The organism is Vibrio sp. D3, assembly GCF_043995865.1.
Lineage (GTDB): Bacteria > Pseudomonadota > Gammaproteobacteria > Enterobacterales > Vibrionaceae > Vibrio > Vibrio diabolicus.
This window is the reverse complement of record NZ_CP171886.1, coordinates 581791-606027: the sequence shown is the minus strand read 5'-3', so window position 1 is coordinate 606027 and position 24237 is coordinate 581791. Positions and strand designations below refer to the sequence as shown.

Here is a 24237-nt window from a genome sequence, read left to right as displayed (position 1 = left end):
GCCCCATCAACCCGCTGCAGAAATGTCGTATTTCTTCATCTTATGGTTGAGAGTGCTCATTGGCAGCGCCAATTGTTCGGCAGCTTTCTTGGTGTGCCAATTGCAGGCATTTAAGCAATCGATGATCACTGTACGCTCGTATTGGCTAACGACGTCCTTAAGGCTCTTTGAAGCGTCTTCTAAATCCGCTTGTGCCTGCCGCTCGTAAGCAGGTTGGTCTGGGGTAGGTGAGGCTGCTTTCATGTCGATACTTGGCACATCTTCTGGGATTTGTTCGCCAAACTCGATGTGAGTAATGGTTTCAAAATCAGACAGTAGCACCGAGCGCTCGATGATGTTCTTAAGCTCACGCACGTTCCCTGGGTATTGGTAGGCAAGCAGCTGTTTACGTACGTTGGCACTTAACCCTGGCGCTTGCGGCAAACCTAGCGTGTTAGTCGTGTGTTGCACGAAATGCTCAGCAAGGGGAATAATGTCCGACTTGCGTGCTCTCAGTGGTGGTAATGTAATAGGGAAGACATTCAAGCGATAGAACAAGTCGGCACGAAATCCGCCATCTTTGATTTGCTGCATGAGGTTACAGTGCGTTGCCGCGATAACGCGAACGTCCACTTCAATCTCTTTGCTGGTGCCGATAGGGCGAACTTTACGTTCTTGTAGCACACGTAGCAACTTTGCCTGCAGTAGCATTGGCATATCGCCAATCTCATCCAAGAAAAGCGTGCCGCCGTTGGCTGCTTCAAACAAACCGACTTTGTCTTTGTCCGCGCCAGTGAATGAGCCTTTCTTATGGCCAAAGAGTTCTGACTCTAATAACTGCTCTGGGATTGCGGCACAGTTCTGTACGATCAAAGGTTGTTCTGAACGATTAGAGTTTTCGTGAATGTATTTCGCGATCACCTCTTTACCAGCGCCCGTTTCACCACGCAACAGCACATCGACAGGAAGAGATAGCACCTTATCAAGACGATTCAAGACATTGAGCATTTCTTCGCTCTCTGCAATAGGACCTTGATAGGCTTTCTGGGTACGTTTTTTGAGCTGAGTGTTCTCGCGTACTAGGGCTTGATTGTCGGCATTGAGATTTTTTATTACTTGCCCGTATTGCTCTAACCAAACGGCTTGGCGAATATTACTCGCAGCCATTCGACAAAACTCCGTCAAGGCTGCCTCGTTGTCGATGACGTTCAAATCGAGTAAGACTAACAGCCCAATGGTTTTGCTTTCGCTATCAATCAAAGGCCAAGCCAGTAAGTTCTCGCTTTTTAATCCCAGTGTCTGTTCTGTTTGATAGATGCTTTCACAGTCATAGCCGTTGTACTTATACAACTCGTTAATCAACACCACTTCACCATTACGAATGGCAAAGTTAAATGGGTCGTTTTCACTGGCTGAGTCTAACTGCAATGCTTCCCAAGGATGGGAAACGATTGTTTTATCGTTATGGTGAGCGGTACTTGGAATCAACGCCTGGCCAGTCTGGTCCAAAACATAAATGATGCCATGTTTTGCGAGGGTCATTTGTCTCGCAGCGGTCAACACAGCATCCAATGTTTGGGTAAGCTGGCTGCGATCAGCCAAAGACTGACTGATCGCAAGTAGGGCGTTACTAAGTTCGCTATGGTTAGCTGAACGCATAGGTTAGTGTTCCTTGCTCATCGACAGACACTTCGATTTGCGTATGTGAATCATCCTTGTCATGCACTAATAGCTGAGTCGATAGTTGCGGCAGCAACTGACGGTTGATGACTGCGTCGATGTTACGCGCGCCCGTTTCAGCAAGGCGGCAGTTACCTAGTACGAACTCAACCAAGCTTTCTTCGTAGCTTAGCGACAACTTGTGATGGCTCTGTAGACGCTGAGAAACTTTGTTCAGCTTGTGGTGAATGATTTCTGTCATTGCTTCATCAGACAGCGGAACAAACGGAAGCACAGACATACGCGCCAACAGCGCCGGCTTGAAGTGTTGGTTCAAAGTAGGGCGAATAGCTTCTGCGATGATGTTCGCATCGATGTCTTTTGATTGATGAACCAAAGATTCAATCTCGTGCGTTGCAAGGTTACTGGTCATGATGATCAGCGTGTTCTTGAAGTCGATGGTGCGACCTTCGCCGTCGTTCAGCGTGCCTTTGTCGAACACTTGGTAGAACAGGTTCAACACTTCAGGGTCGGCTTTTTCCACTTCATCAAGAAGAACAACAGAATATGGACGTTGACGAACCGCTTCTGTCAGCATGCCGCCTTCACCGTAACCTACGTAACCCGGAGGTGAACCGATTAGGCGAGATACCGTGTGCTTCTCTTGGAACTCAGACATGTTGATGGTCGTCATAAAGCGCTCACCACCAAACATTTGATCAGCAATCGCACGAGCTGTCTCGGTTTTACCCACACCACTTGGGCCAACCAGCAGGAATACGCCTGTCGGTGCGTCTGGGTTACCTAGGCCGGCTTTTGCGGTTTGAATGCCTTCAGACAGTGCATCGATAGCGTATTCTTGGCCTTTGATATTTTGTGTTAGGCTTTCTTTCAGTTTTAGCGTGGTTTCTGCTTCGTCTTGAAGCATCTTACCCATAGGAATACCAGTCCAGTCCGAGATAACGTGGCTGACTTCATCTGGGCCCACTTCAAAGTGAACTAGTGGGTTGCCATTGCGGATTGCATCTAGCTGTTCTTGGCAGGCCGAAATTGCAATGCGAACGGCTTCTTCATCCATTTCTGCATATGGAGAAACGTCTTGCTCTTGTTCTGAATCTTCTTCTGCAACAAGCTCCTCTTCATTTTTTTCGCCAAAGACCAGTTCATGCAAGCGAGAGCGTAGAGCAATCATCTCTTGGATCTGCTCTTTTTCTTTGTGCCATTGCGCTTCTTGTTCTGCTAGCTCTTCTTTCGTTGTTTCCATGGCCAGTTTTAGGTCTGGAATGTTAGCAAGGCTGTGCTTGTCGCCAGTTTGCTGCAGAGCATCACGCTCAAGTGCTTCAAGCTCGCGCTGTTGAGCTGCAAGTTCTTGTTGCAGTGTCTCTACAGAAGCAGGAATGGCATTAAGGCTGATGTTCACTCGTGCACACGCCGTATCTAGTACATCGATCGCTTTGTCTGGCAGTTGACGACCAGAGATGTAACGAGCAGAAAGTGCTGCCGCAGCAGTGATAGCATCGTCACGCACGTAAACGTTATGTGATTTTTCATAAGCAGGGCGCAGACCACGAATGATCAATGCTGCTTGTTCAGGAGACGGTTCGTCGAGTTTCACCAATTGGAAACGACGCGCAAGAGCAGGATCTTTCTCGAAGTACTTCTTGTATTCCGACCATGTTGTCGCAGCGATGGTTTTCACTTCACCACGCGCTAGGGCTGGTTTTAGCAAGTTTGCCGCGTCGCTGCCGCCTGCTTGGTTACCACCGCCAACAAGGGTGTGTGCTTCATCGATGAATAGAATGATTGGAGTTGGCGAGTTTTTCACTTCATCCAATACTGCGTTTAGGCGTTTTTCGAATTCGCCTTTTACGCTTGCACCAGCTTGCAGAAGACCCATGTCCAGGCCGTAAAGCTCAACACCTTTGAGGTTGTCTGGTACGTCACCTTGTACAATCTTAAGTGCCAAACCTTCTACTACTGCGGTTTTACCAACGCCCGGTTCACCAACAGCAATAGGGTTGTTTTTACGGCGACGAGCAAGAATGTCCACGATTTGGCGGATTTCTTGGTCGCGGCAGAAAACAGGGTCGATTTCGCCTTTGCGTGCTTTACCAGTGAAGTCGGTTGTGAACTTGCTCAGTGCTGAACCACCTTCACGAGCTTGTGTTTTCTCTGAAGTAGCAACTTGCGCCTCAATAGATTGGCTTGTTAGCTCTGCAAAGTTACGCTTAAGGCTGTCAGGGTTTACCGCTTCAAGGATAGAGGCGTAACCATGTTGGCCGTAACGGAGAGGGTTGCTAACAAGAGTAAGGAGTAGGGCGCCAGAGCGGATTTGTGTTTCGGATAGATCTAAAGAAGAAACCAGCCAACTTTCTTGCAACCATTCGATTAATAAAGCAGAAAAAACAGGTTTGCTGCCATTTCCTTTGGCGTTGGTGTCGAGTGTGGATCGAACCGATTGTCTTAATAAGTTCTCAGAACAATCAAAATGACTTAATAAGACGTCAAAATCACTATTTGGCCTTTCTAATAGACTCAGTAAATAATGCTCAATTTGAACTTCGTTTGCTTTTTCAGAGACTGCAAGTGCAGCGGCGTCTTCTAATGCTACTTTTGCAATAGGGTGTAGACGCTGAATTAATGAAGAAAGGTTTATATTTATCATAGCCATTTTATTCTTTAGAGGAAAAGAGGTAGCGGCTATTATACTAAAAGTGATTGCGTTCTTTTTTTATCAAGATATTTTGACTATCGTTTGTTGGTTATTTTTAATGATTATTGTGACATTAATGTTTGTGGTTATTTTAATGGTGTTGTTATTCTAAATTAATTGATAGTAAAAGTGTCGGATTTATTAGTTTTAATGACTTTATTTACACAGTTTTATATGGTTATTTTCACTTTTTAAAATTAGAACAATTTATTATTATCTTAATCCAACTTTTTGGTTTTTTATCCAATAAATTGTACTCAAGATATTAGTGAATAATGTCTGAATTTGTTTAAGTTGTTGTTTTTGTTTTATTTTTAAAGTTGGCACGGACTTTGATTATACCAAGTGGTCGCGGTGATAAGCGATTTGGTGATTTAAACAAAACAGATTTTAGAAAAGGAAATAGCGATGCCAACTCCAGCATATATGTCTATCCAAGGTGAGACTCAAGGCCATATTACTAAAGATACTTACTCTGCAGATTCAGTAGGTAACACATGGCAAGAAGCTCACGTTGATGAGTTCCTAGTACAAGAACTTGATCACGTGCTAACTGTTCCACGTGATCCACAAAGTGGTCAGCCAACTGGTCAACGTGTACACCGTCCACTTGTTGTAACTAAAGTTCAAGATCGCTCATCTCCACTACTATTCAACGCACTAGTATCTGGCGAAAAACTTCCTGAGTGTGTGATCCGCTTCTACCGTACTTCAGTTCAAGGTAAACAAGAGCACTACTACTCAATCAAATTGATTGATGCGCTACTTGTCGATATCCAAACTCGTATGAACCACTGTCAAGACGCAGCAACAGCTGACCGCGTGACAGAAGAAGTGCTTAAGTTCACTTACCGTGCGATCGAAGTAACTCACGAAAACTGTGGTACTGCAGGTAACGACGACTGGCGTGCTCCACGCGAAGCTTAATTGCTCGTCGCGTAAAGATTCAGGGCCAACGATTGTTGGCCCTAATTCGATTATTTGTATCAGGTAAAAGATATGGTGAATGACGTAGAATTTAAATTTGAAGTGCCTGGATGTGGGCATGAATTTCGGGTTGAGAGCTTTCATGTTCATGAAGAGTTATCTAAGCCTTTCCACATCAATCTCTCATTACTTTCACTTGATCCAGATATCTCGTTCGATGAGTTAATACGTAAAGCAGGAACATTGACACTTTACGGACAAGGTGTTGGGGCTGCGCGTGTGTTCAACGGCGTGGTGAATGAAGTTCGTTACTTAGGGACTGGACGTCGTTTTTCTCGTTATCAATTAGTATTGGTTCCTCAAGCTTGGTTCTTATCTCAGCGCCAAGATTGTCGTATTTTCCAGCAAAAGTCAGCGCAAGACATCATCACAGAAGTACTCGATGATGGGGCAGTCACCGATTACCGATTTGAAGTGTCGGGTACTTATCCTCCAAAAGAATACGTTCTGCAATATCGTGAGTCTGACTTGCACTTCGTGCAGCGCATGATGGCTGAACACGGTATGTGGTATTACTTTGACCATAGCGATTCAAATCATACGATGGTCATTGTCGACAGTAATGACGCGATTGCACCTTTGATAAGCTCACCACTAAATGCTTCATACATTGGGCCGATTGTTTATCATGCCGATGGTGGCGGTGTTGCCGATCGCGAACATATCTCTGATCTCGAGTTAGTTAACCGCGTTAGAACGGGACAGGTTACGTACACAGATTACAACTACGAACACCCTAAAATTCCACAAGAGATGACACAGGCTGGCGAGCTCGACCAAGATCTCAAGCAGTTTGATTATCCTGGACGATACGTTGACCCGCTGATGGGCCAAGTGAGAACCACGGAGTGGATGTCGGAACACATAGTCGATAATCAACAAGTGGAAGCAACGAGTGACGTAATGCGCTTAGCATCTGGTTACAGCTTTAACGTCAGTGACCACCCACGTTCTGAGATTAACCGCGATTACCTCATGTTGTCTGTAATGCACACAGGGCAAGATCCGCAAGTGCATGAAGATGAAGCGAGTGGTATGCCAACCACTTACTACAACCAGTTCTCATGTATTCCACGTGATGTGGTTTTTAAAGCGCCTAAACTAGCAGCACCAGTGGTTGATGGCCCTCAAACGGCGGTCGTTGTAGGACCAGAAGGTGAAGAGATTTACACCGACAAACTTGGTCGAGTGAAAGTACAGTTCCATTGGGATCGCTATGGCGATAACGATGAACATTCAAGTTGCTGGATCCGCGTAAGCCAATCCATGGCGGCGCCAACTTGGGGCGCAGTGTACTTGCCGCGTATTGGCCATGAAGTCGTAGTGACTTTCCTTGAGGGGGATCCAGATCGCCCGTTAGTTACGGGCGCAGTTTACAACGGTTTGCATTTCCCACCGTACTCTTTGCCAGAAAACAAAACTCGTACCACGTTCCGCACGCAAACGCACAAAGGAACAGGTTACAACGAGTTGAGTTTTGAAGACGAAGCGAACCAAGAAGAAGTCTATATTCACGCTCAAAAAGACATGTCGACCAAGGTGCTCAACAACCGTTACCGTGATATCGGTCAAGATGAATTCCTGAAGGTTGCACGTCACCAAACGAATGAAGTTCATGGTGACCATAAAGAAACCATTCATGGGCATAAAACGACACAAGTAAACAGTACGTTTACCGAGACAGTCGAGCAAGACGTTACCGTCACATACAACGCGAATGAAGCTCAGTATGTGAAAAACAATTCTGACTTAGAAATTGGTGATAACCGTACGACTAAGATCGGCAAAAATGATGACTTAGATATTGGTGAAAACAGTAACCTTACTATCGGTGCGTCTAAGAGTTCAGACATTGGTGCTGATGATAACCAGACGGTTGGTGGCAACTTAACGGTATCAGTGAAAGGTAACACCGCTTATAAAGCCGATGGTGCGACGCAAATCATCAGTGGCGACAAAATTGTATTGAAAACGGGTGGTTCCTCTTTAGTGATGAACAGTGATGGTTCAATAAAGTTATCAGGCTCGGCTATTACGATCGAAGGCAGTGACAAAGTCGTCGTGAAAGGTGGCAACGTAGTGGTTAACTAACAATGGAAAAACAACCTCTTACAACAGAAGTAATATCAGAGCAGCAAGCCGAATCAACGGCTTGCTTTTCGCGTTTTGGAATAATAGTGGCTATCAATGAGTCTACGGGCAGTGTACGAGTTGATTTTGATGGTAATCCATTTAAGCAGCCACTCACTGCGAGACTAGGACGTGGCTTTCGTCGTTCTGAACTGCAAATGGCTATCGATAATCGATTAAGTTGTCGAATTGAGTTTTTGAACGACGACTTAAGCTTGCCTCTTGTGACGGACATTTTTTTCTCCATTCTGGATGACTCTGATGAGTTTGTATTGCGAGCGAAGAAGATGGTTATCGAGACAGAACAAGAGTTGGTAGTCAAAAGTGGTGAGACAGAAACTCGCTATAGCGGGCGCGATGGACGAATTACCACTAAAGCGAAGTACGTCACTTCTCAAGCAGAAAAAGCACAAAAAATTCAAGGCGGAACGATCGCAATTAACTAGTTACATCGCGTTAGCTAATGGTTTTGTGTTAACAAGTCACGCCGAGTGAGCTAATTACTTCGAGTTAACTAATTGCAATCGCGTTATGGCACGCTAATAACGGACAACTAGATGCGACAAAGAATCGGTGTCGAGCACCTAAAGGCACCCATAACCAATCAAGAAGTCGAAGGCGCGTTAGCAAAAGCTGAGCGTGCTGTGAACGACCTTTCCCAATTGCCAGTAACGTGGCTGGATTTCTGTAATGAAAAGCTGTCCATTGCTTCTGAAAGTATCGGGTTTTTAATCAGGCAGCGAGTTCAAATTCACAAAAGGGGTTATCCAAGTCGTGAGTTGGAGTATCTCAAACTGATCGAACGCCAAATTGAAGAACTGGAGCAGGTGTACTTGTCGTTTTATCGATTAGCGCCGGGCTTACTCCATCAATTAAGAAGCAAAGAGCCAGAAATCTATATCTGGCTCATGTTACAAGGAGAGTTAGGTTCAGATCTTGATAACCTTTTGTGTGGACTGAGTTTGCTCGAAGATATTGACGCTAAAACTGCAATGGTCATTGCCGTACAATCTCCGGTTGAGTCTATGGATAGCACGCTTTCGGAGCTTATTGAGGGTAATGCGACATCCAGTGCGTTTTACTTTGAATGCTTACGTGTCCGCCAGACATTAAGTGTTTCTCTCATCAAGCGCTGGCACAAAGCCAGCATCATTAGCTCTCATGTTGCTTTGCCACTACTCGCTTTACAAGACGTGAAAGAGGGGATTGATTGGCTCAATGACAATGCAGGCAGCGAACAATATCTATTTGAACGTTTGATTACCAAACGTGACAGAGGTACTTGGTTCCGTCAGTGCTTTGGCATCGAACCAAGTGGATTACCATCAGCGCAAGTGCTCACTTATGCCAAGTTGCTTGAGTTAAAAGAGTTTGAGGCGTTTGATATCTCTTCTCCATTAGCACCTGTTGATTTTGCTCTGAGTGGTGATTGGAAGTTGATGCCCCAAATCATCGAGCACTTGGAAAGCCTAGGGGAAGCAGAGGGTGAAATTTGGCTTCAAGCCTTGTATGTCGTCTACGGAAAACTTCTTCCTCTGACTCCGCAAGATGTTGGTGTCGAGTATGAATGGGAAGAGATCGTCGATCTTCTCAATGAGTGGGTGGAAGATGAAAAATATATCCAAAATCTACCAAGCCGCTTGGGTTACGCATTGAGCTTCGAGTCTACGTTAGCTGCGATGCAAGATGCTAACGTTGATGTGCTGTTCCGCGATTGGCTATGGCGTCAACTCTGTATTCAATCCAGAGCCTACGTGCCTTGGGATATGGCAATGCCGATTCATCAACAAGACTGGAACTTTAACAATTTAAAGACCGCACCTTCTGCGAGCGAACGATTCAACTTAAGGAATAGCAATGCAGTTATGGGATATTGAGGCGCACCCTGAGCTATCACTTAAAGGTCGTTTTCAACGTGACGAAAACGGCGATGAAGTCTGGGTTGTGGTCGCCAAACGCACATGGCAATTCGATGGTGTGGTTTGGCACGAATTAGGTGAAAGTGAAATCTTCGATGATCCCCAATATTTGGGCGAAGAAGGCTTCTCTGCGATGAAAGTTGACCATGAGTTCGCGTATACTAAAGACAACACAGATGTACTTGTTTACGGCAAAGCGCGCAGCTACGCGAAAAAGCCAGTGACATACCAAGAGTGTCGTGTGCTGATTGATGGTCATATCGATAAGAGTCTCGCTATTCACGGGGAACGCGTATGGGTTGAGCATGCTGGCAGTATCACGCTGAGTAACCCAGTCCCATTTATTGAAAAAGACATTGATTACACTTGCGCGATTGGTGGTGATTTACGCAACCGAATTGGCGGTGGTATTGCCGATTCCAACAAAGAGTTGCTTGAGCAGAAAGTGCCCTCGGTTTTTTATCCTCGAGAGGACTGGAGTGCCACCGCGAAAAAACTACGTGTTGCGGGTTTCGGGCCCGTGCCTCCGTTCTTTGAGTCGCGCCAGAAGCTGGCCGGCACGTTCGATGACGATTGGATTGAGAACCGCAAGCCAATGTTGCCACTCGATTTTGATAAGCGGTTCTTCCAAAGCGCGCCTATTGATCAGCAGTGCAAAGGCTTTCTTCGTGGGGGGGAGCGTTTGATGATGAGTGGCTTTTGTCATGATGACACGCTTTCATTCCGCATTCCTAAAGAGAAATATCGAGCAACTGCCGTTTTTAATAACGATAGCTATCAAGTTGATATGGTGATGTACACCTTATTCGTTGATGCTGAAAAGAAAACCATATCAATCAGTTACACCGCTGCGTTTCCTTGTCAGGGCAAGGAGCATTTGTTGGTGTCGACGTCTATCGCTAAGTTGGAAGAGGTAAGCGAGCATGCATAATTCGACAGGCCGTTACGTGCTAGGGATGGAAGTGATGACGCCAACCGGTATGAATTTAGATATTGCTAGTGCAGTTTCGTATGCTGATTTAGGAAGATTCGACCAATGTGTAGGGGATGATGGTATCGAGCGTTTTACTTACGCCAAAATCGAATACACCAAAGAAATTGAGCAGTTTGAGAAAACGTGTGAGTTAATAACCCACTTGCTTGATTCATTGTTAGCGCAGTTACCACGTTCATTGAGACCAATACCTTTGCTTATAGCGGTGCCTGCGTCTGTTTCACTAGTAAAGGTGCAAGAATGGCTTGGTGAAAGTCACTACGCTGACTTTCTCTCTGTGGTGAATGCAGTTCATGCCAGTGGGCCTAGTTTCGTTCTCCAGGCCATGAAATCATTGGATAAATATGATGCCATGATGTGTATCAGTGTCGATTCCTTGGTGAATTCGATGCAAACACTCATCGACGATGCGATGGTAATGAGTACGAATAATCCATGGGGCGTTATTCCGAGCGAGGGTGGGGCAGGTTTAATTCTTTGTCGCAGAAATACCATAGAGACATTGAAACTTAAGCCTCAAGCGCAGCTTGGCTACATTGATACGGAATTAAACACTTCAGACCGAAGAGGCATGTTTCGACTTGTTCAACGTGCGAGTAAAAAGCTCGATTCATTTGGTGAAGTGTATTCCGATATGACGAACCTTCGCATGCACACGGAAGATTACGGCTTTGCTCTGGGGGCTAAAGCGGAACGGTTCACGAATCCAGAACAACCGCAGCTTATTAACGAATTGTGGGGCACGTTGGGCAGTTGCTCTTCTCTAGCCTTAATCGCCTTTGCGGTCAGAGATCACCATTTTAGACAACCAACCACGTTGTTAATGTTTGACTTTCATGGTGACAAGGGGATTCTCCAGTTGCTGCAATGTTAGTAGGCACTCATCGATCAAATGGCAATGAAAATACACTCATATTATTAGGTTTACGTTTGTATCATGAAAAAGCGTATAACTGATGCAGTGAAAGCGTAAGTAAAAAACTCTAATAAGTTAGTAATAATAACTAAAATAATAGGCTTACTGTTTGTTTTAAATACTAGCCTTGATACAAGTATGTTCAAGAAAATATTATTCAACTCTAATAATATTTATTCTATAAAAGAGTACTAAGTGTCTAATAATCAGAGTACAGCCAAAGGATATATCGATCAGTTGGTTGTGAAAGCTATTGAGAAAAAGAAACTGAATGAGCAAAGGCTAGCAGAAAAAAATAAGCCGAAGCTTGAGTACGTGCTTTTTTCACAGTTTGATGTATTAGACAAGCTTCCTTCTAAAAATGGTAAGACAACGGTTTACCATCTTGCAAAAAAAGGGCAACCAGAGAAGCAGATCTGTTGCAAAGTTATCAATGATGACTCGCCAGAATTTGCGAGCAAAATGTTGGTTAACGAAGCGAGTCGATTAGAGCTTTCCCAACATCCGAGCGTGGCTAACTTCATAAAAATCGGCAACGAATTCGAACGCCCATATTTGATGTACGAGTGGATCCAAGGTGAATCACTCGCAGAAAAGATGGAGCGCCACTCTTCTAAAGGTTTCCGCCACGACCATATCGCTTGGGTGGTATATCAACTCGCTGGTGCCTTAGAGTTTATGCACACAAGAGGCATCTGCCATCTTGATATTAAGCCATCCAACGTACTAGTGAGTGAAGGCGATTACGTTAAACTCATCGATTTCGGTGCTGCTCGTTATATTGGAGAAACGGAACCTTACGCAGAAGCAAGCTTGAACTACGCTTCACCTCTTTATATCGAAACTGGCATCGCGGAACCGCAAGATGATGTTTACTCCCTTGCTTTGCTCGCTGGACATTTATTTTTGGGTTCAATATTTGGTGATACTTGGAATAAACAATTAAAAGACCGAAAGCGTCCTGCATTGATCCCGGCTCATATTTGGAAGTTGCTCAAACAAGTCATCAATAAACCAAGAGGGCATGGCTATACCGCTATTTCTTTCGCCCAGCAGTTAGCACGAATCGATACTCAATCGATTAACTCAAATTCTAACGCACCAATTTTCAGTAGCTTGCGTAATGCGGATCTTCTGCTTACACACTGTAAGTCGAATGATAAAACAGCGTACGGACGCTTTAAAATATTAGAGGCGAGCTTAGTGTTGAGTGTGCTGGCAATGACAGGAAGTTATTTGTATCAGCAAGATTCGGATGCATTGGATGCTATTTTTGCCCAAGAAACGACACCTTTAAGTCACACAATCACGCCCACAGATACTGCTTCTTTTTTGGCTGAGCCGCCATGGAAAATCAAAGAAGTATTAGCAAAAACTGAGCAGAGCGTTGATACGACTGAAGCCTACCGAGAAGCGTATCGAGTTCAGCAACTAAGCCTTTCGGGTTTATATAATGAAAAACAGACTCAGTTGAAGTCTTACCAAGCTTTAGCTGATGGACTACCACAGACATTAGTGGATTTACGTAAGGAGCTTGTCACGTTGCGAGAGGAACTCGTTCGTGATGGTGCATTGTTTCCTGATGCGGACGAAACGCTGACTAAAGTGATGTCGGGTTTGAATGTCGCCTCTGTTGATTCCATGAAAGTATCTGCCATTGCTGGCAGTCGTGATAAGCAGATTGCTCACTTAATTTTAGATGGTGAAGCTAAGCTCGCAGAAGAAGAAATGAAAGAGGCGTGGTTATTAAACCAGTCACAGGCATATTTCTATAGCCAAATCTTACCAAAGAGAGTGATGGAAAATATTAATGACTCCATTGATAAACATGCAGAAGCTCACTTTTATACCAAAGCGATTGAAGAAGCTGAATTAGCCAAAGACTACTTTGGTAATACGCCAGAACTAGAAAAAAAAATAACAGACTTAATCATCGCAAGAAGCGAATTTATTTTGTTTAGTACGGTGATGGAGCAATCCATTTTCGACAAACAGAAATTGCATGAGTCCCTTGCTGATTTAGAACGAAATGCGCCAAGAAAATTTACAGAAATCACAAAAATTCTAGATAGCATGGCGTCGGATGCGATTAATCAGAGTCATCAGTTTTCTAAGCCTGCAAATGGTGCCATTGCCGTAGCTCGTGCATTGAGAGACTACTTGACTGAAGGAGATGCGAATTTTGTCCAACATTGATACTGATCACCTTCTTAAACCGATTTCTGATGAATCTCCTGCGGGTAACGATGCTCGTTACGAGTTTTGCTATGAAATGATGGAAGCCGAGGTAAAAAAGTTCGGCTCTCTATTTGGCGAAACGGTCGACTGGAATGTAGTAAAAACCAATGCAATGGAAGTGCTCGAGCATCATAGTAAAGATTTAAAAGCACTTTGCTATTTAGTACGAGCGCTTGCCGAGGAATCTGGGCTCAAAGGTTTTGAGCAAGGTCTGAAACTGCTTAATGAGGCGTTAGCTTGCTTCGGTAGTGATCTTTACCCGTCACGGAAACGCGGTAGAGACGGTGCGGTGGAGTGGTTGAACCATCAATTTAAATTGATGAGCACTAAGCTTGCGGACAGTGCGCAAGCTTGGGAATTAGTTTCAGGCTGTATTTCGGCGATTGAAGAAGTGCAGCGTCAGTACGACGATGTTTACCAAGATTCCGAAGCGGACTTCTTTGAGATTCGTACGCAGCTTAATGTTTTATCTCAACAAGCGGCGGCCGATGACCAGAGCGATGACTCAGTCGCTAACATCGAACAAGCGGCACCTGCACCAGCTGCGGTAGAAACGCCAGCACAGAACGATGTTCAAACCGTTCCAGCGAAGACGGTTCCGCCGGCCCTTAAACCTGCGCCAGTTAAGAAAGCCGTAGCGAAAGAAGTCGATGTCGATACAGATTTCTCATCGCCTACGGCTTCAAAACGCACGTTAAAAAAAGTCGCGGAAGTCATGCTTCATGCGAATCCAAGTGATCCGCTGGCTTACCGAATTTATCGTCATCTGACTTGGGATGACATTGATGGTCTACCTGACCACCAAAACGATCAAACGCCATTGAGCTTGGCGGTATCGTCCGATCAACAAGCGGAATACCGCGACAAAGCCAATCAGGAAAGTGACATCGACACGATTAAACGTTTGGAGCGCACGCTAACTGACGCGCCATTTTGGCTCACGGGCCACCATTTCGTGTATTTGATGCTTACTAACTTAGGTTTTGATGACGCAGCACTTGCCGTGAAACAAGAAGTAAAGCGGTTTGTTGAGTCACTGGAGGGCATCGAACGCCTCTCTTTTAAGAATTCTATACCATTTGCAGATGAAGCAACATTGAGTTGGTTGTCTACTCAAGATGCTACTTCATCGGCAGCACAAACTGTCGTACAGACGGTTGTGATCGCTGAAGAAGATTCATTGCTGGTGGAGGATATCACTCTAGAACATCTAGGGGAATATGCCGCAGAACTCGCCCGCAAACTTGAGCTGGATGGCTCAGGGCGTGGACAGTTCATGCTGTATTTACAATTGATAGCAGCTTACCAGTCTGTTGGATTATACCCGTTGTGTTTGCCGTATCTTGAGAAGGGGTGGGAAGTACAAAATGCGTTTAATCTCGCGAGCTGGGAACCCCACTTATCGTCGCAGTTAGAAGACCTGATTCGAAAAACACTCCATCAGTTATTCAGAAGTAAGGATCTTTTACCTGAGAAGTATGAAGAGTGGAAAGCAATTTATGACTAATTAAAGAGTTAGATAAGGAACGAATTATGTCACGTGACGGCTCGGTGGCTCCTAAAGAGCGAATTAATATCCGTTATGTTCCAGCAACTGGCGATACGCAAGAAGACGTAGAACTGCCGCTAAGCATGATGGTGGTTGGCGACTTTACTGCACGTGCAGATGAGACGCCAATTGAAGAACGCACTCCAATCAATATCGATAAAGACAACTTTAACGAAGTGCTAGAAGGCATGTCTCCAAACGTTAAAGTGAACGTTGAAAACCGTCTTTCTGATGAAGAAGGCGGCCAAATCGGTGTTGATCTAACGTTCCAAAACATGAAGGACTTCTCTCCAGAAGCGATCGCGAAAAGTGTACCTGAATTAAACAGCCTACTTGAGCTTCGCGAAGCCTTGGTGGCGTTGAAAGGCCCTCTAGGTAATGTTCCTGCATTCCGCAAGAAGATCGCATCAGTACTTCAAGATGAAGACGCGAGAAAGAAACTGTTGGATGAACTAAGCATTGGTAACGACCAAGACGCGAAAGAAGAGTAAGGGATATCATGTCTGCAGAAGCACAAGCGCCAGAACAAGAAGCAGCCTTAGTTGAATCAGGCTCACTTCTGGATAGCATTCTTAACGAAACTCGTTTAAAGCCAAGTGATGAAGGTTTTGATGTTGCAAAACGCGGCGTAGAAGCATTCATCAGTGAGCTACTAAGCAGCTCGAACACAGAGAAAGTGGATCAGTCTTTAGTTGATCTGATGATCTCAGAAATTGACCAAAAACTGTCTAAGCAAGTTGATGCAATTCTTCACAACGAAGAAGTTCAAGCGATTGAATCAACGTGGCGCGGCCTTAAGTACCTGGTTGATCACACTGACTTCCGTGAGAACATTCAAATTGAATTGATCTCTGCAAAGAAAGATGAAGTTCTTGATGACTTCGAAGACGCACCAGAAGTGGTGAAGTCTGGTTTGTACAAACAAATCTATACGCGTGAATATGGCCAATTTGGTGGTAAACCTGTTGGCGCAGTCATTTGTGACTACGATATGTCGGCTTCGTCTCCAGACATCAAACTGATGGAGTACATGGCAAACGTGGGTGCAATGTCTCATGCACCATTTATTACATCGGCGTCTGCGAAGTTCTTTGGTTTAGATAGCTATGAAGAGCTACCGAATCTAAAAGATCTTAAGTCAGTATTTGAAGGCCCACAATACACTAAATGGCGTAGTCTACGTGAACACGAAGATGCACGTTACCTAGGTCTATGCACGTCTCGCTTTATGCTACGTACACCTTACTCTGTAGAAGATAACCCAATTAAGGCGTTTGACTACGATGAGCAAGTAACAGACAGCCATGACAACTACCTATGGGGTAACTCTGCGTACGCGATGGCATCAAAAATTAGTGAATCTTTCGCTAAGTACCGTTGGTGTCCAAACATCATTGGTCCTCAAAGCGGTGGTACTGTGCATGACTTACCGGTTTACAACTTTGAAGCCATGGGTCAAATCGAAACTAAGATCCCAACTGAGATTCTTGTTTCTGACCGTCGTGAGTACGAGCTAGCAGAAGAAGGCTTCATTGCGCTAACTATGCGTAAAGGTTCTGACAATGCGGCGTTCTTCTCTGCAAACTCAGTTCAAAAACCGAAAGTGTTTGCGAACACGCCAGAAGGCAAACAAGCAGAGATGAACTACAAGCTAGGTACTCAGCTTCCTTACATGTTCATCATCAACCGTCTAGCACACTACATCAAAGTGCTACAGCGTGAGCAAATTGGTTCTTGGAAAGAGCGTTCTGACCTAGAAATCGAACTGAACAAGTGGATTCGTCAATACGTTTCTGACCAGGAAAACCCGCCAGCGGAAGTTCGTGGTCGCCGTCCGCTTCGTGCTGCTAAGGTTGAAGTATCAGACGTAGAAGGCGACCCAGGTTGGTACAAAGTATCAATGTCTGTACGTCCTCACTTCAAGTACATGGGTGCAAGCTTCGACTTGTCTTTAGTTGGTAAGTTAGACCAATAACCCATTGCTGAAACCATAAAGCAGCCAGTAAAGACTGGCTGCTTTTTTCGTAGGAGTGAAGATGGAAAAAGGTTATCGCCTTTTAGAGCGGATTGAGCTTGGTGAACCCAAAAACTGTTACGAGAAAGTCGTTTCTCACAAGCATTTGATTGAATCTATTCATTCTCATCTCGCAGACTTGCTGAATACCCATTCTGGGAATGCAATGATCGACAATGAGTATGGTTTACCAGATTTTAATGACGTACTTTCTAACAACACGAACCTAGTTCGCCACATTCAAAAAAACATCACGTCAACCATAGAACGCTTTGAACCGCGACTGTTGAATGTCGAGGTTAATTATCGTGAAGATCACCATAACCCGCTACAACTCGGCTTTGGTATTCGCGGCGAAGTTTCCCATAACGGCGGTAAAGTCCCAATGTCGATAGACGTCTACATGGGAACCGACGGCCAATTTAACGTTTAGTAGGTGCCACTTGAGTAACAGTAAATACTTTCAAGATGAACTCACGTATTTGCGTGAGTCGGGTAGTGAGTTTGCCAAATATCATCCGAAGTTAACTCACTTTCTCTCTGAGGGAACCTTTGACCCAGATGTCGAACGACTGCTCGAAGGTTTTGCCTTTCTGACAGGTCGAATCCGCGAGAAGATTGATGATGAATTGCCTGAGCTGACGCAATCTCTGATGACTTTGCTGTGGCCACATTACATGCGTTCGATTCCGTCTTTGTGCATTAGCGAACTAAAACCGCATACCGGAAGTGTTACTGAGAAAACCGTGGTGAAACGTGGCGCAGAAATGGCGAGTGAACAGGTAGAGGGCACGCAATGTTTGTTCCGTACTTGTTACGACGTCAATCTATACCCAATTACGATCACTAACATCGAACAGACCAACAGCCGCACCAGTTCGATGATTGATGTGACTTTATCGACGGAGCACGGTCTTGAACTGTCTCGGATCGGTTTAGACACGCTGCGATTACACTTGCATGGCGAGATTCATATTACTCGAACTGTCTTCTTATGGCTGTTCCGTTACCTAGATTATGTCGAATTAGATGTTGGTGGTGGTTACAAACATCGCTTAGGGCCAGAATACGTTAAGCCAGTTGGGCATGAAGAGGACGAAGCGCTCTTGCCATACAGCAAAAATTCATTTGCAGGCTATCGTTTGCTGCAAGAATTCTTCTCTTTGCCAGATAAGTTCATGTTCTTCGACATTAAAGGCTTAGAGTGGTTAAAAGGCATTCCACAACGTAGCACGGTCAAAATCAAATTCCACTTTAAGCGTGCATTACCGTCAGAAGTGGTGCTTAAAGATAAACACTTGAAATTGCACTGTACGCCTGCCGTTAATTTATTTGAAAAAGATGGCGATCCAATTCGTTTAGAGCACCGACGTAACGAGTACAAGGTACGTCCGCAAAGCAACACTCAGGAGCATTACGAAGTCTATTCCATTGAGCAAGTGGAAAGCTGGAGTAAAGACGAGCGTCGTCGAAAGTCTCTGATTGAATTTGAATCATTTGAGCATCAAATTAACCAACGAGATAAGCGCGAGTTCTACAAATCTAAAGTCGCTGAGCGTGTAAGCGGTAGAGGTCTTGAGCGCTACATATCATTTCATACTCATAATGGGGACATTGCGGAACTGGGGACAGAAACGGTACTCATGAAACTGCAATGTAGTAACGCAGATTTGGCGGAACGTTTGTCAGTGGGGGACATCACTTACGCGACCCATAAATCACCGACCTATGCGACGTTTGGGAATATTACCAAGCCCACTCAATCGGTCAGTCCGCAAGTGAATGGTGAGCTTCAGTGGCAGCTAATTGCGAATATGTCACTCAACTATTTATCGCTGGCAAACATTGATGTACTTAAAGTACTTCTCTCTACCTATGATTTCCACTCTCGTGTTGACAGACAAGCGCACCGTGCATCCATTCATCGACTTGATGGGGTTATCTCTTCGGAAATGAAACCAATCGACCGTGTGTTTCGTGGCGTTTCGGTACGCGGCAATCAGTTTAAGTTGGTCACCAATTCCAAATTTTTTGTCAATGAAGGCGACATGTTCTTGATGGCAACGGTGCTTAACGAATTCATCCGTTTGTATTCGAGTGTGAACTCCTTTACCGAACTGGAAGTGTTTGATGAAGCGACAGGCGAGGTTTATAACTGGGCAAGTCTTATCGGACAGCAGACGATACTATGATTAATACACTTTCTGATAAGTCGAATGAGTTTAGTTTCTATCAAGCAGTCTTGCTGCTAGAGAAGCATTATCAACTAGAGCCGAACTCTAACTTTGTCGCCGTCGGTGAGAACAAGTACTTCCACCAAGAACGTATTGAGTTCAGCGTTTCGCCAAACTTATCTTTTCCAAAGAGCGATATGGACTTTATTGCTCATATGGAGAGAAATGGCCAGCAGTATTCTAGAGTCGAAACTAACTTTCTTGGCTTGCATGGTTCAAGCTCACCACTTCCTGCTTCTTATACTGAGAAACTGGCAGGGCGAGATCCTGAAGACAATCCGGTAAAAGATTTCTTTGATTTTTTCCATAATCGGTACACCAGTTTGTTGTATCGGGTTTGGAAGAAATACCGATATCACGTGCAGTACCAAAGCGGGGCAAGTGATGCCTTCTCTGGACGTATTCTGCACTTGGCGGGCCTATCTAGCGTAATGCAAGATAGTAAGGTCGCAGAGTTAGATCGAGCGAAAATACTGTCTTATGTAAACCAACTTTCTACGCGTACGCGTTCGCCGAAGCTGATTTCCGGTATTGTTTCGCATTACTTCTCGTTGCCTAGTGTGCGCATTGAAGAGTGGGTATATCGCCGCGTAGAAATCGCAGAAAGCCAACGGAATAAACTCAACCGTGCTAATTGCATATTAGGGCAAAATTTGCACTTAGGACAAAGCATTGCGGACTTAAACGGCAAATTTAATCTCTGCATCGACAGCATCGATTTTGAAACATTTAAGCAGTTTTCCTACGATGGTGAGTTACACAAAACACTGGTTGGCCTGATGCGTTTCATTTTGCGTGACCCGATGTCGTGGGACTTAAAGTTGACAGTTAACTTAGATAGTATTCCAGAGAATAAGCTAGGTAATGGGGAAGGGAACCACTTAGGACAAACATTCTGGTTAGGTAACCCAAGTGATAAAGATGCCAAAATCCGAGTTATCGGAAGCATATAAGAAAGCCGCTCTACGAGCGGCTTTTTATGTTGTCATCAAAAAGGTCAGAAAAGCTTAACGGCTGATCGGCTGGTGAAGTACAACGGTAGTATCAAGCCTTTGAATCCCGTTAAATGACTCAATTTCGTTACAAAGATGATGAATAGACTGCAGATCGGGCGCTTCAATTAGGGCAATAATATCAAAGTTGCCACCAACAACGCTTGTTAAGCGAACCTCAGGGATTTCTTTAAGCGCATTTGTTACATCATTTTTCTTACCCTTTTCACAAGATATCAATAGATAGCTTGCGGCTTTGCGCCCTTCGTTTTCTACACGAATTTGTGCGGTATAGCCTTTGATAATACCGGTCTTTTCTAAACGATTAATCCTTTCTGCTACTGCTGTACGAGACAAACCAATGTTTCGAGATAGATTCGCAATAGACTCACGCCCGTTTGACAATAGACTTGAAAGTATTTTTCGATCTAATTTATCTAAACCTTGTAAAGTCATGTTTGAAATCATGTGTTCTGCCTATTTTGTTTTTATATTGTTATTTAATCGACTCTGGGAGCGTAAAGTTATATAGCTCAGCAAGAGTGAATGGGTTTTTCTGCGTCAATGGAGTGATGCGTAAGCTTAAGTCCCTCCCTGACACTTTTATGTCACTGACAAAGCTGCCGTTATGAGTGTTTGTCAAGGTCGAGTCACCTAGCAATCTGTATATCGCCCATTGACCACTCTTATTTAAAACGTGCTGTCTACCTTCGTCGGTTACATCCTGGAGTGTGATACTAATATTGAAGTCACCATTTTGCGGTGGCCAGGCCATTTCACGAATTCGGCTTGGACCGTGGTAGTAACTCATATTGGTATCCGCAATTTTTAAACTGGCTCTAATTGCACTAGAGTCAAGGTCGAGTACTCTTGCACTAAACGGAATATGAACTCGGTTGGTGCTTTTATTAATTAATGTATCTCGAATGACATTATAGTTGCGTAGTTGCACTAGCAGAGCTGGAGAGATTGGCATCGTCTCACCATCTACCTGCTTTGGCGTCCACAAGTTCGTATCGTAGAACGGTGCAAAGTTTTTCTGAATAAATGTGTCTAACAAGCCACCTGAAGCAAATAGCAATTCGAAATCTTCAATTGAGATTTCCTCGGTCGCTGTTAGGTCAAATGGATATTTCCCCAATCCAATCTCTTTAAATTTGGTATAAATTTCACTGTACCACTGAGTTTGGATGCCTTTTGCGGACTCTGTAATCATTACTGACCAGCTTTGCTGAACCACATCTAGTAACCAGCTGCGAACGGGTTCTGGTGATTTTTGGGCTATCTGTTTAAGCTTTATTAATGGGTCCGCCTCAGTACTGTTCATTCGGTGCTGTGCTGCTGCTAGCGCCGCCATTTGTGGATCTGGCGCGTCGGCGATGTCCTTCATGTAGGTGCGAACACGGCTCAACGCTGCAACGGTCTCATCCCAAGGAGTAGGGGAGTTTGGTGTCTCACTCACTTGAAGCTGGTTTAATAGGTGAAAGGCTTGCTCAACACGTTGCATTAGCAAGTAATCAGGCTTTACCACTTCTTCTACGGCATCTGATGCAGAATCCGCTGCTGCCGCGAGTTTCGGGTCCAGTTTTGAAATTAGATCGCTTTTTTCGCCAACGGGTGAAAATTGTGTGTTGGCATAGACCTGCTTCAATACCGTTGTCATTGGTGAAGAAGGCCCAGAGATTAAGTCTATCGCGTTGGTCAGGTCACCAACGTTGTCATAGTTTTGGACTTTGAGCTCACTCAGCGCATTACGCCAGTTATTGATGTAGTCATCAGTATATTTTTTTCGCACTTCTTCTTTAAAGGCTTCTTGCTCTTCGTTGGTAGGGATGACATGTTGCGATAGACCTAGAACCCAGTTGTCGCTGATTACTCGTTGTGACATTAAGTCCACGCGTGGTCGATAAAAGGTGCTGAAACCAGTGGAGGTATAGATCTTATCGACGATTAAGCGTTCGCTATCGATTGGCGTATTAAATACATTGCTAAACTCAAAACCGACGGCTCGTTGCAGATCTAATGTTCCTAAATCAATAGAGCTTGCTTCGTTTAAAATGCCTGCATACACGAGGTCGACATTCGAATTTGCAAGTAATGAGCGACGTGTTGCACGAACAAGATCCATGTTGATATTGATTGGAGCAAATTGTGTGCGAAAGTAGGCGTCTAAGTAGCGCATGGCCTGATCAACGACGTCACTTTGGTTACTCAAATCACTCATCATTTGGAGTGTTTGATGACGTAAAAAACGGATATCACGCTTAGATGGATCATTAAGCATTAAATACCCCTTCAATAGAGGTAAAGCGCGCGTGAAAGCGTTTTGATTTTGTGCCAATTGTAGGCGGTAACCTTTCTCAATCAGAGGTATTAGCTGCTGAGCGACTTCCTTAAGTAACGCTTCGTAGGCAATGCGAGTGCTTTGATCCAAACGGCTAATATTGAGTGGTAATATTTCCTCATCTAAAGCCTTAGAACCTTTAAGCCATGCCCCATAAGACGGTTCTATCGCTTTGGTTGCATTTTCTAAAAGCTCACTAAATCTTGCATCGTGCTCTGCTTGTGATTTGTCATCAATACTTAATAGTTGATTCATCACATGTAAGTTACTGTCTAACGTAGTTGCAAAAAAGTAACTACCGCCAGCAAGCAGAATAATGGAGCCGAGTATGGCTAAACGGCTTTGTCTCTGAATTAGACGAAGATACGTCTTGTTTTCTCCCGCAAAATCGCTTTCAGGCAATATTTGCGAATCAATCAGAAAGCGAGAAAAATACGGTGTTTCCGTCAACTGGGTATGCTCAGAGGCGATAATTGGTAAGTTGAAGTAGTTACTACAACTTTTTGCTAGTAAATTGTATTTACGACCGCCTTGTAAACTTGAGCTAAAGAAAATTTCACGGATATCTAGCGAATAAACACCGTTGTTAACATCACACAGACGCTCTAGAACATAGCTGACTTCAGACTGACATAGCTCAAACTGCTTAGGGAAAGCGAGAATTGCCTGTTTCTCGTCGATATCTGTTGAGTTAGCTGATGCATCTAGCGCGTTACTTTCAAGCACTTTAACTAGATTTCGGTAACTATCACGATAGTATTCTGAAAAAACACCTTTGGCCTCTTTCAGTGGGATAGAAAGGAACTCTACACGTGTCTTAAGAGAGCTAAAGTGCATGTATTCTTTAAATCCATCTAACTTGTCTAGCTTCGACATAATTAGATAAATGGGTAATGCTGACGACGTTTTAGAGTTGATAGTGCTCAAGCGCTCCAATAACGACGAAATAGTGTACTCTTTTTGTTCTGGCTCAGAGACGATCATGAACTCGAAGTCGATAAAGAATAAACAGCCAGAAAATGGTTTTCTAGGTCGGTGGCGAATCACTTCTTCGATGAATGTATTCCATAAAGAAGCATCACTGCTTGATATTTCTTGAAACACTAAGCGTTGGTCAGGTTTGATGTATACAGCGCTGTCAGATTCGTACCATTCAAAAAAATCATTCTTAGCGGTTCTGGTGCGATCCATTGGTTTAATTGCACTAGAATTAAATAAAAATTGACGTCGCCCTGACCCTTTATTGCCAAGCATCAGATAAATTGGTTTCTTGCCTGAGTTAGCAAGAAGAGGTTGGATAACCATAGAAAGAGCTTCTTCCTCAGTTTCCAAATTTTGAGCTTTAGCGCTGTTCTTTTTTTTCAACCATAGTGTGAATTGAAAAGTGATGTAGAAAATGGCGATAACACCAAGGCTCAGCCAAAGATACAGTTTATCTGCATCTTTTAGAAAAAGAAGATAAATAGCGGTAATGGTTATCGCCACTAAAAGCGTTAATATAGTAGAAATCACAACTGGATTTCTAAACAGTTTTTGTTTGAACATAAGCCTAAAACTTCTTTAATTGTA

17 protein-coding genes are annotated in these 24237 nt (G+C 44.2%); 13 read left to right on the top strand and 4 right to left on the bottom strand.

All coding sequences use genetic code 11. The features are described from left to right. Window positions 1-6 precede the first annotated feature (6 nt). Both ACHFJ9_RS02575 and tssH read right to left on the bottom strand, forming a co-directional pair. Window positions 7-1638 (bottom strand): sigma-54-dependent Fis family transcriptional regulator, encoded by a 1632-nt coding sequence (locus ACHFJ9_RS02575; RefSeq protein ID WP_085343953.1) that lies wholly within the window; start codon window positions 1636-1638, stop codon window positions 7-9. Further along, window positions 1625-4303, bottom strand: a complete 2679-nt coding sequence (gene tssH, locus ACHFJ9_RS02570; RefSeq protein WP_395355108.1) for a type VI secretion system ATPase TssH — start codon at window positions 4301-4303, stop codon at window positions 1625-1627. Before tssH ends, ACHFJ9_RS02575 begins: the two co-directional genes overlap by 14 nt. 456 nt (window positions 4304-4759) lie before the next feature. Here tssH and ACHFJ9_RS02565 point away from each other — a divergent pair, with 456 nt between their 5' ends. The 13 genes from ACHFJ9_RS02565 (at window position 4760) to tssG (ending at window position 20285) form a co-directional block, all read left to right on the top strand. Then, window positions 4760-5278, top strand: a complete 519-nt coding sequence (locus ACHFJ9_RS02565) for an Hcp family type VI secretion system effector (RefSeq protein WP_005373415.1) — start codon at window positions 4760-4762, stop codon at window positions 5276-5278. A 72-nt stretch (window positions 5279-5350) separates the two neighbouring features. Then, window positions 5351-7429 carry a type VI secretion system tip protein VgrG gene (gene tssI, locus ACHFJ9_RS02560; RefSeq protein ID WP_109169809.1) on the top strand — a complete coding sequence of 693 codons (2079 nt, stop codon included), beginning with the start codon at window positions 5351-5353 and terminating at the stop codon, window positions 7427-7429. Window positions 7430-7431: 2 nt separating this feature from the next. Beyond that, complete coding sequence (locus ACHFJ9_RS02555) at window positions 7432-7914, top strand: hypothetical protein (protein ID WP_005392644.1); 483 nt, start codon at window positions 7432-7434, stop codon at window positions 7912-7914. Between the two features lie 111 nt (window positions 7915-8025). Next, a complete protein-coding gene (locus ACHFJ9_RS02550; RefSeq protein WP_395355105.1) occupies window positions 8026-9345 on the top strand; it encodes a hypothetical protein in 1320 nt (439 codons plus the stop codon). Then, a complete protein-coding gene (locus ACHFJ9_RS02545; protein WP_395355103.1) occupies window positions 9326-10318 on the top strand; it encodes a DUF2169 domain-containing protein in 993 nt (330 codons plus the stop codon). Before ACHFJ9_RS02550 ends, ACHFJ9_RS02545 begins: the two co-directional genes overlap by 20 nt. Continuing rightward, window positions 10311-11255, top strand: a complete 945-nt coding sequence (locus tag ACHFJ9_RS02540) for a hypothetical protein (RefSeq protein WP_301949008.1) — start codon at window positions 10311-10313, stop codon at window positions 11253-11255. Before ACHFJ9_RS02545 ends, ACHFJ9_RS02540 begins: the two co-directional genes overlap by 8 nt. A 237-nt stretch (window positions 11256-11492) precedes the next feature. Then, a complete protein-coding gene (locus ACHFJ9_RS02535) occupies window positions 11493-13493 on the top strand; it encodes a serine/threonine protein kinase (RefSeq protein ID WP_395355100.1) in 2001 nt (666 codons plus the stop codon). Beyond that, complete coding sequence (tssA, locus tag ACHFJ9_RS02530; RefSeq protein ID WP_395355098.1) at window positions 13480-15042, top strand: type VI secretion system protein TssA; 1563 nt, start codon at window positions 13480-13482, stop codon at window positions 15040-15042. Before ACHFJ9_RS02535 ends, tssA begins: the two co-directional genes overlap by 14 nt. Before the next feature lie 26 nt (window positions 15043-15068). Then, window positions 15069-15575, top strand: coding sequence for a type VI secretion system contractile sheath small subunit (gene tssB / locus ACHFJ9_RS02525; RefSeq protein ID WP_005392637.1), 507 nt, complete (start codon window positions 15069-15071; stop codon window positions 15573-15575). Window positions 15576-15583: 8 nt separating this feature from the next. Next, a complete protein-coding gene (gene tssC, locus ACHFJ9_RS02520; protein WP_005392635.1) occupies window positions 15584-17059 on the top strand; it encodes a type VI secretion system contractile sheath large subunit in 1476 nt (491 codons plus the stop codon). 61 nt (window positions 17060-17120) lie between these two features. Beyond that, entirely contained in the window at window positions 17121-17531 is a 411-nt protein-coding gene (tssE, locus tag ACHFJ9_RS02515) for a type VI secretion system baseplate subunit TssE (protein WP_005392634.1), read from the top strand. Between the two features lie 10 nt (window positions 17532-17541). Then, a complete protein-coding gene (gene tssF / locus ACHFJ9_RS02510; protein WP_395355095.1) occupies window positions 17542-19290 on the top strand; it encodes a type VI secretion system baseplate subunit TssF in 1749 nt (582 codons plus the stop codon). Further along, the gene (gene tssG / locus ACHFJ9_RS02505) at window positions 19287-20285 is read left to right on the top strand and encodes a type VI secretion system baseplate subunit TssG (RefSeq protein WP_006741089.1); all 999 of its coding nucleotides are present in this window, start codon (window positions 19287-19289) and stop codon (window positions 20283-20285) included. The genes tssF and tssG overlap by 4 nt, the downstream gene beginning before the upstream one ends. 54 nt (window positions 20286-20339) lie before the next feature. On the opposite strand, the gene ACHFJ9_RS02500 is transcribed toward tssG, so the two are convergent. Together ACHFJ9_RS02500 and tssM are read right to left on the bottom strand one after the other, a co-directional pair. After that, window positions 20340-20792: an Lrp/AsnC family transcriptional regulator gene (locus tag ACHFJ9_RS02500; protein WP_005373369.1), complete on the bottom strand. Its 453-nt coding sequence runs from the start codon at window positions 20790-20792 to the stop codon at window positions 20340-20342. A gap of 28 nt (window positions 20793-20820) precedes the next feature. Then, the gene (tssM, locus tag ACHFJ9_RS02495) at window positions 20821-24213 is read right to left on the bottom strand and encodes a type VI secretion system membrane subunit TssM (RefSeq protein ID WP_395355094.1); all 3393 of its coding nucleotides are present in this window, start codon (window positions 24211-24213) and stop codon (window positions 20821-20823) included. Between the last annotated feature and the right edge of the window lie 24 nt (window positions 24214-24237).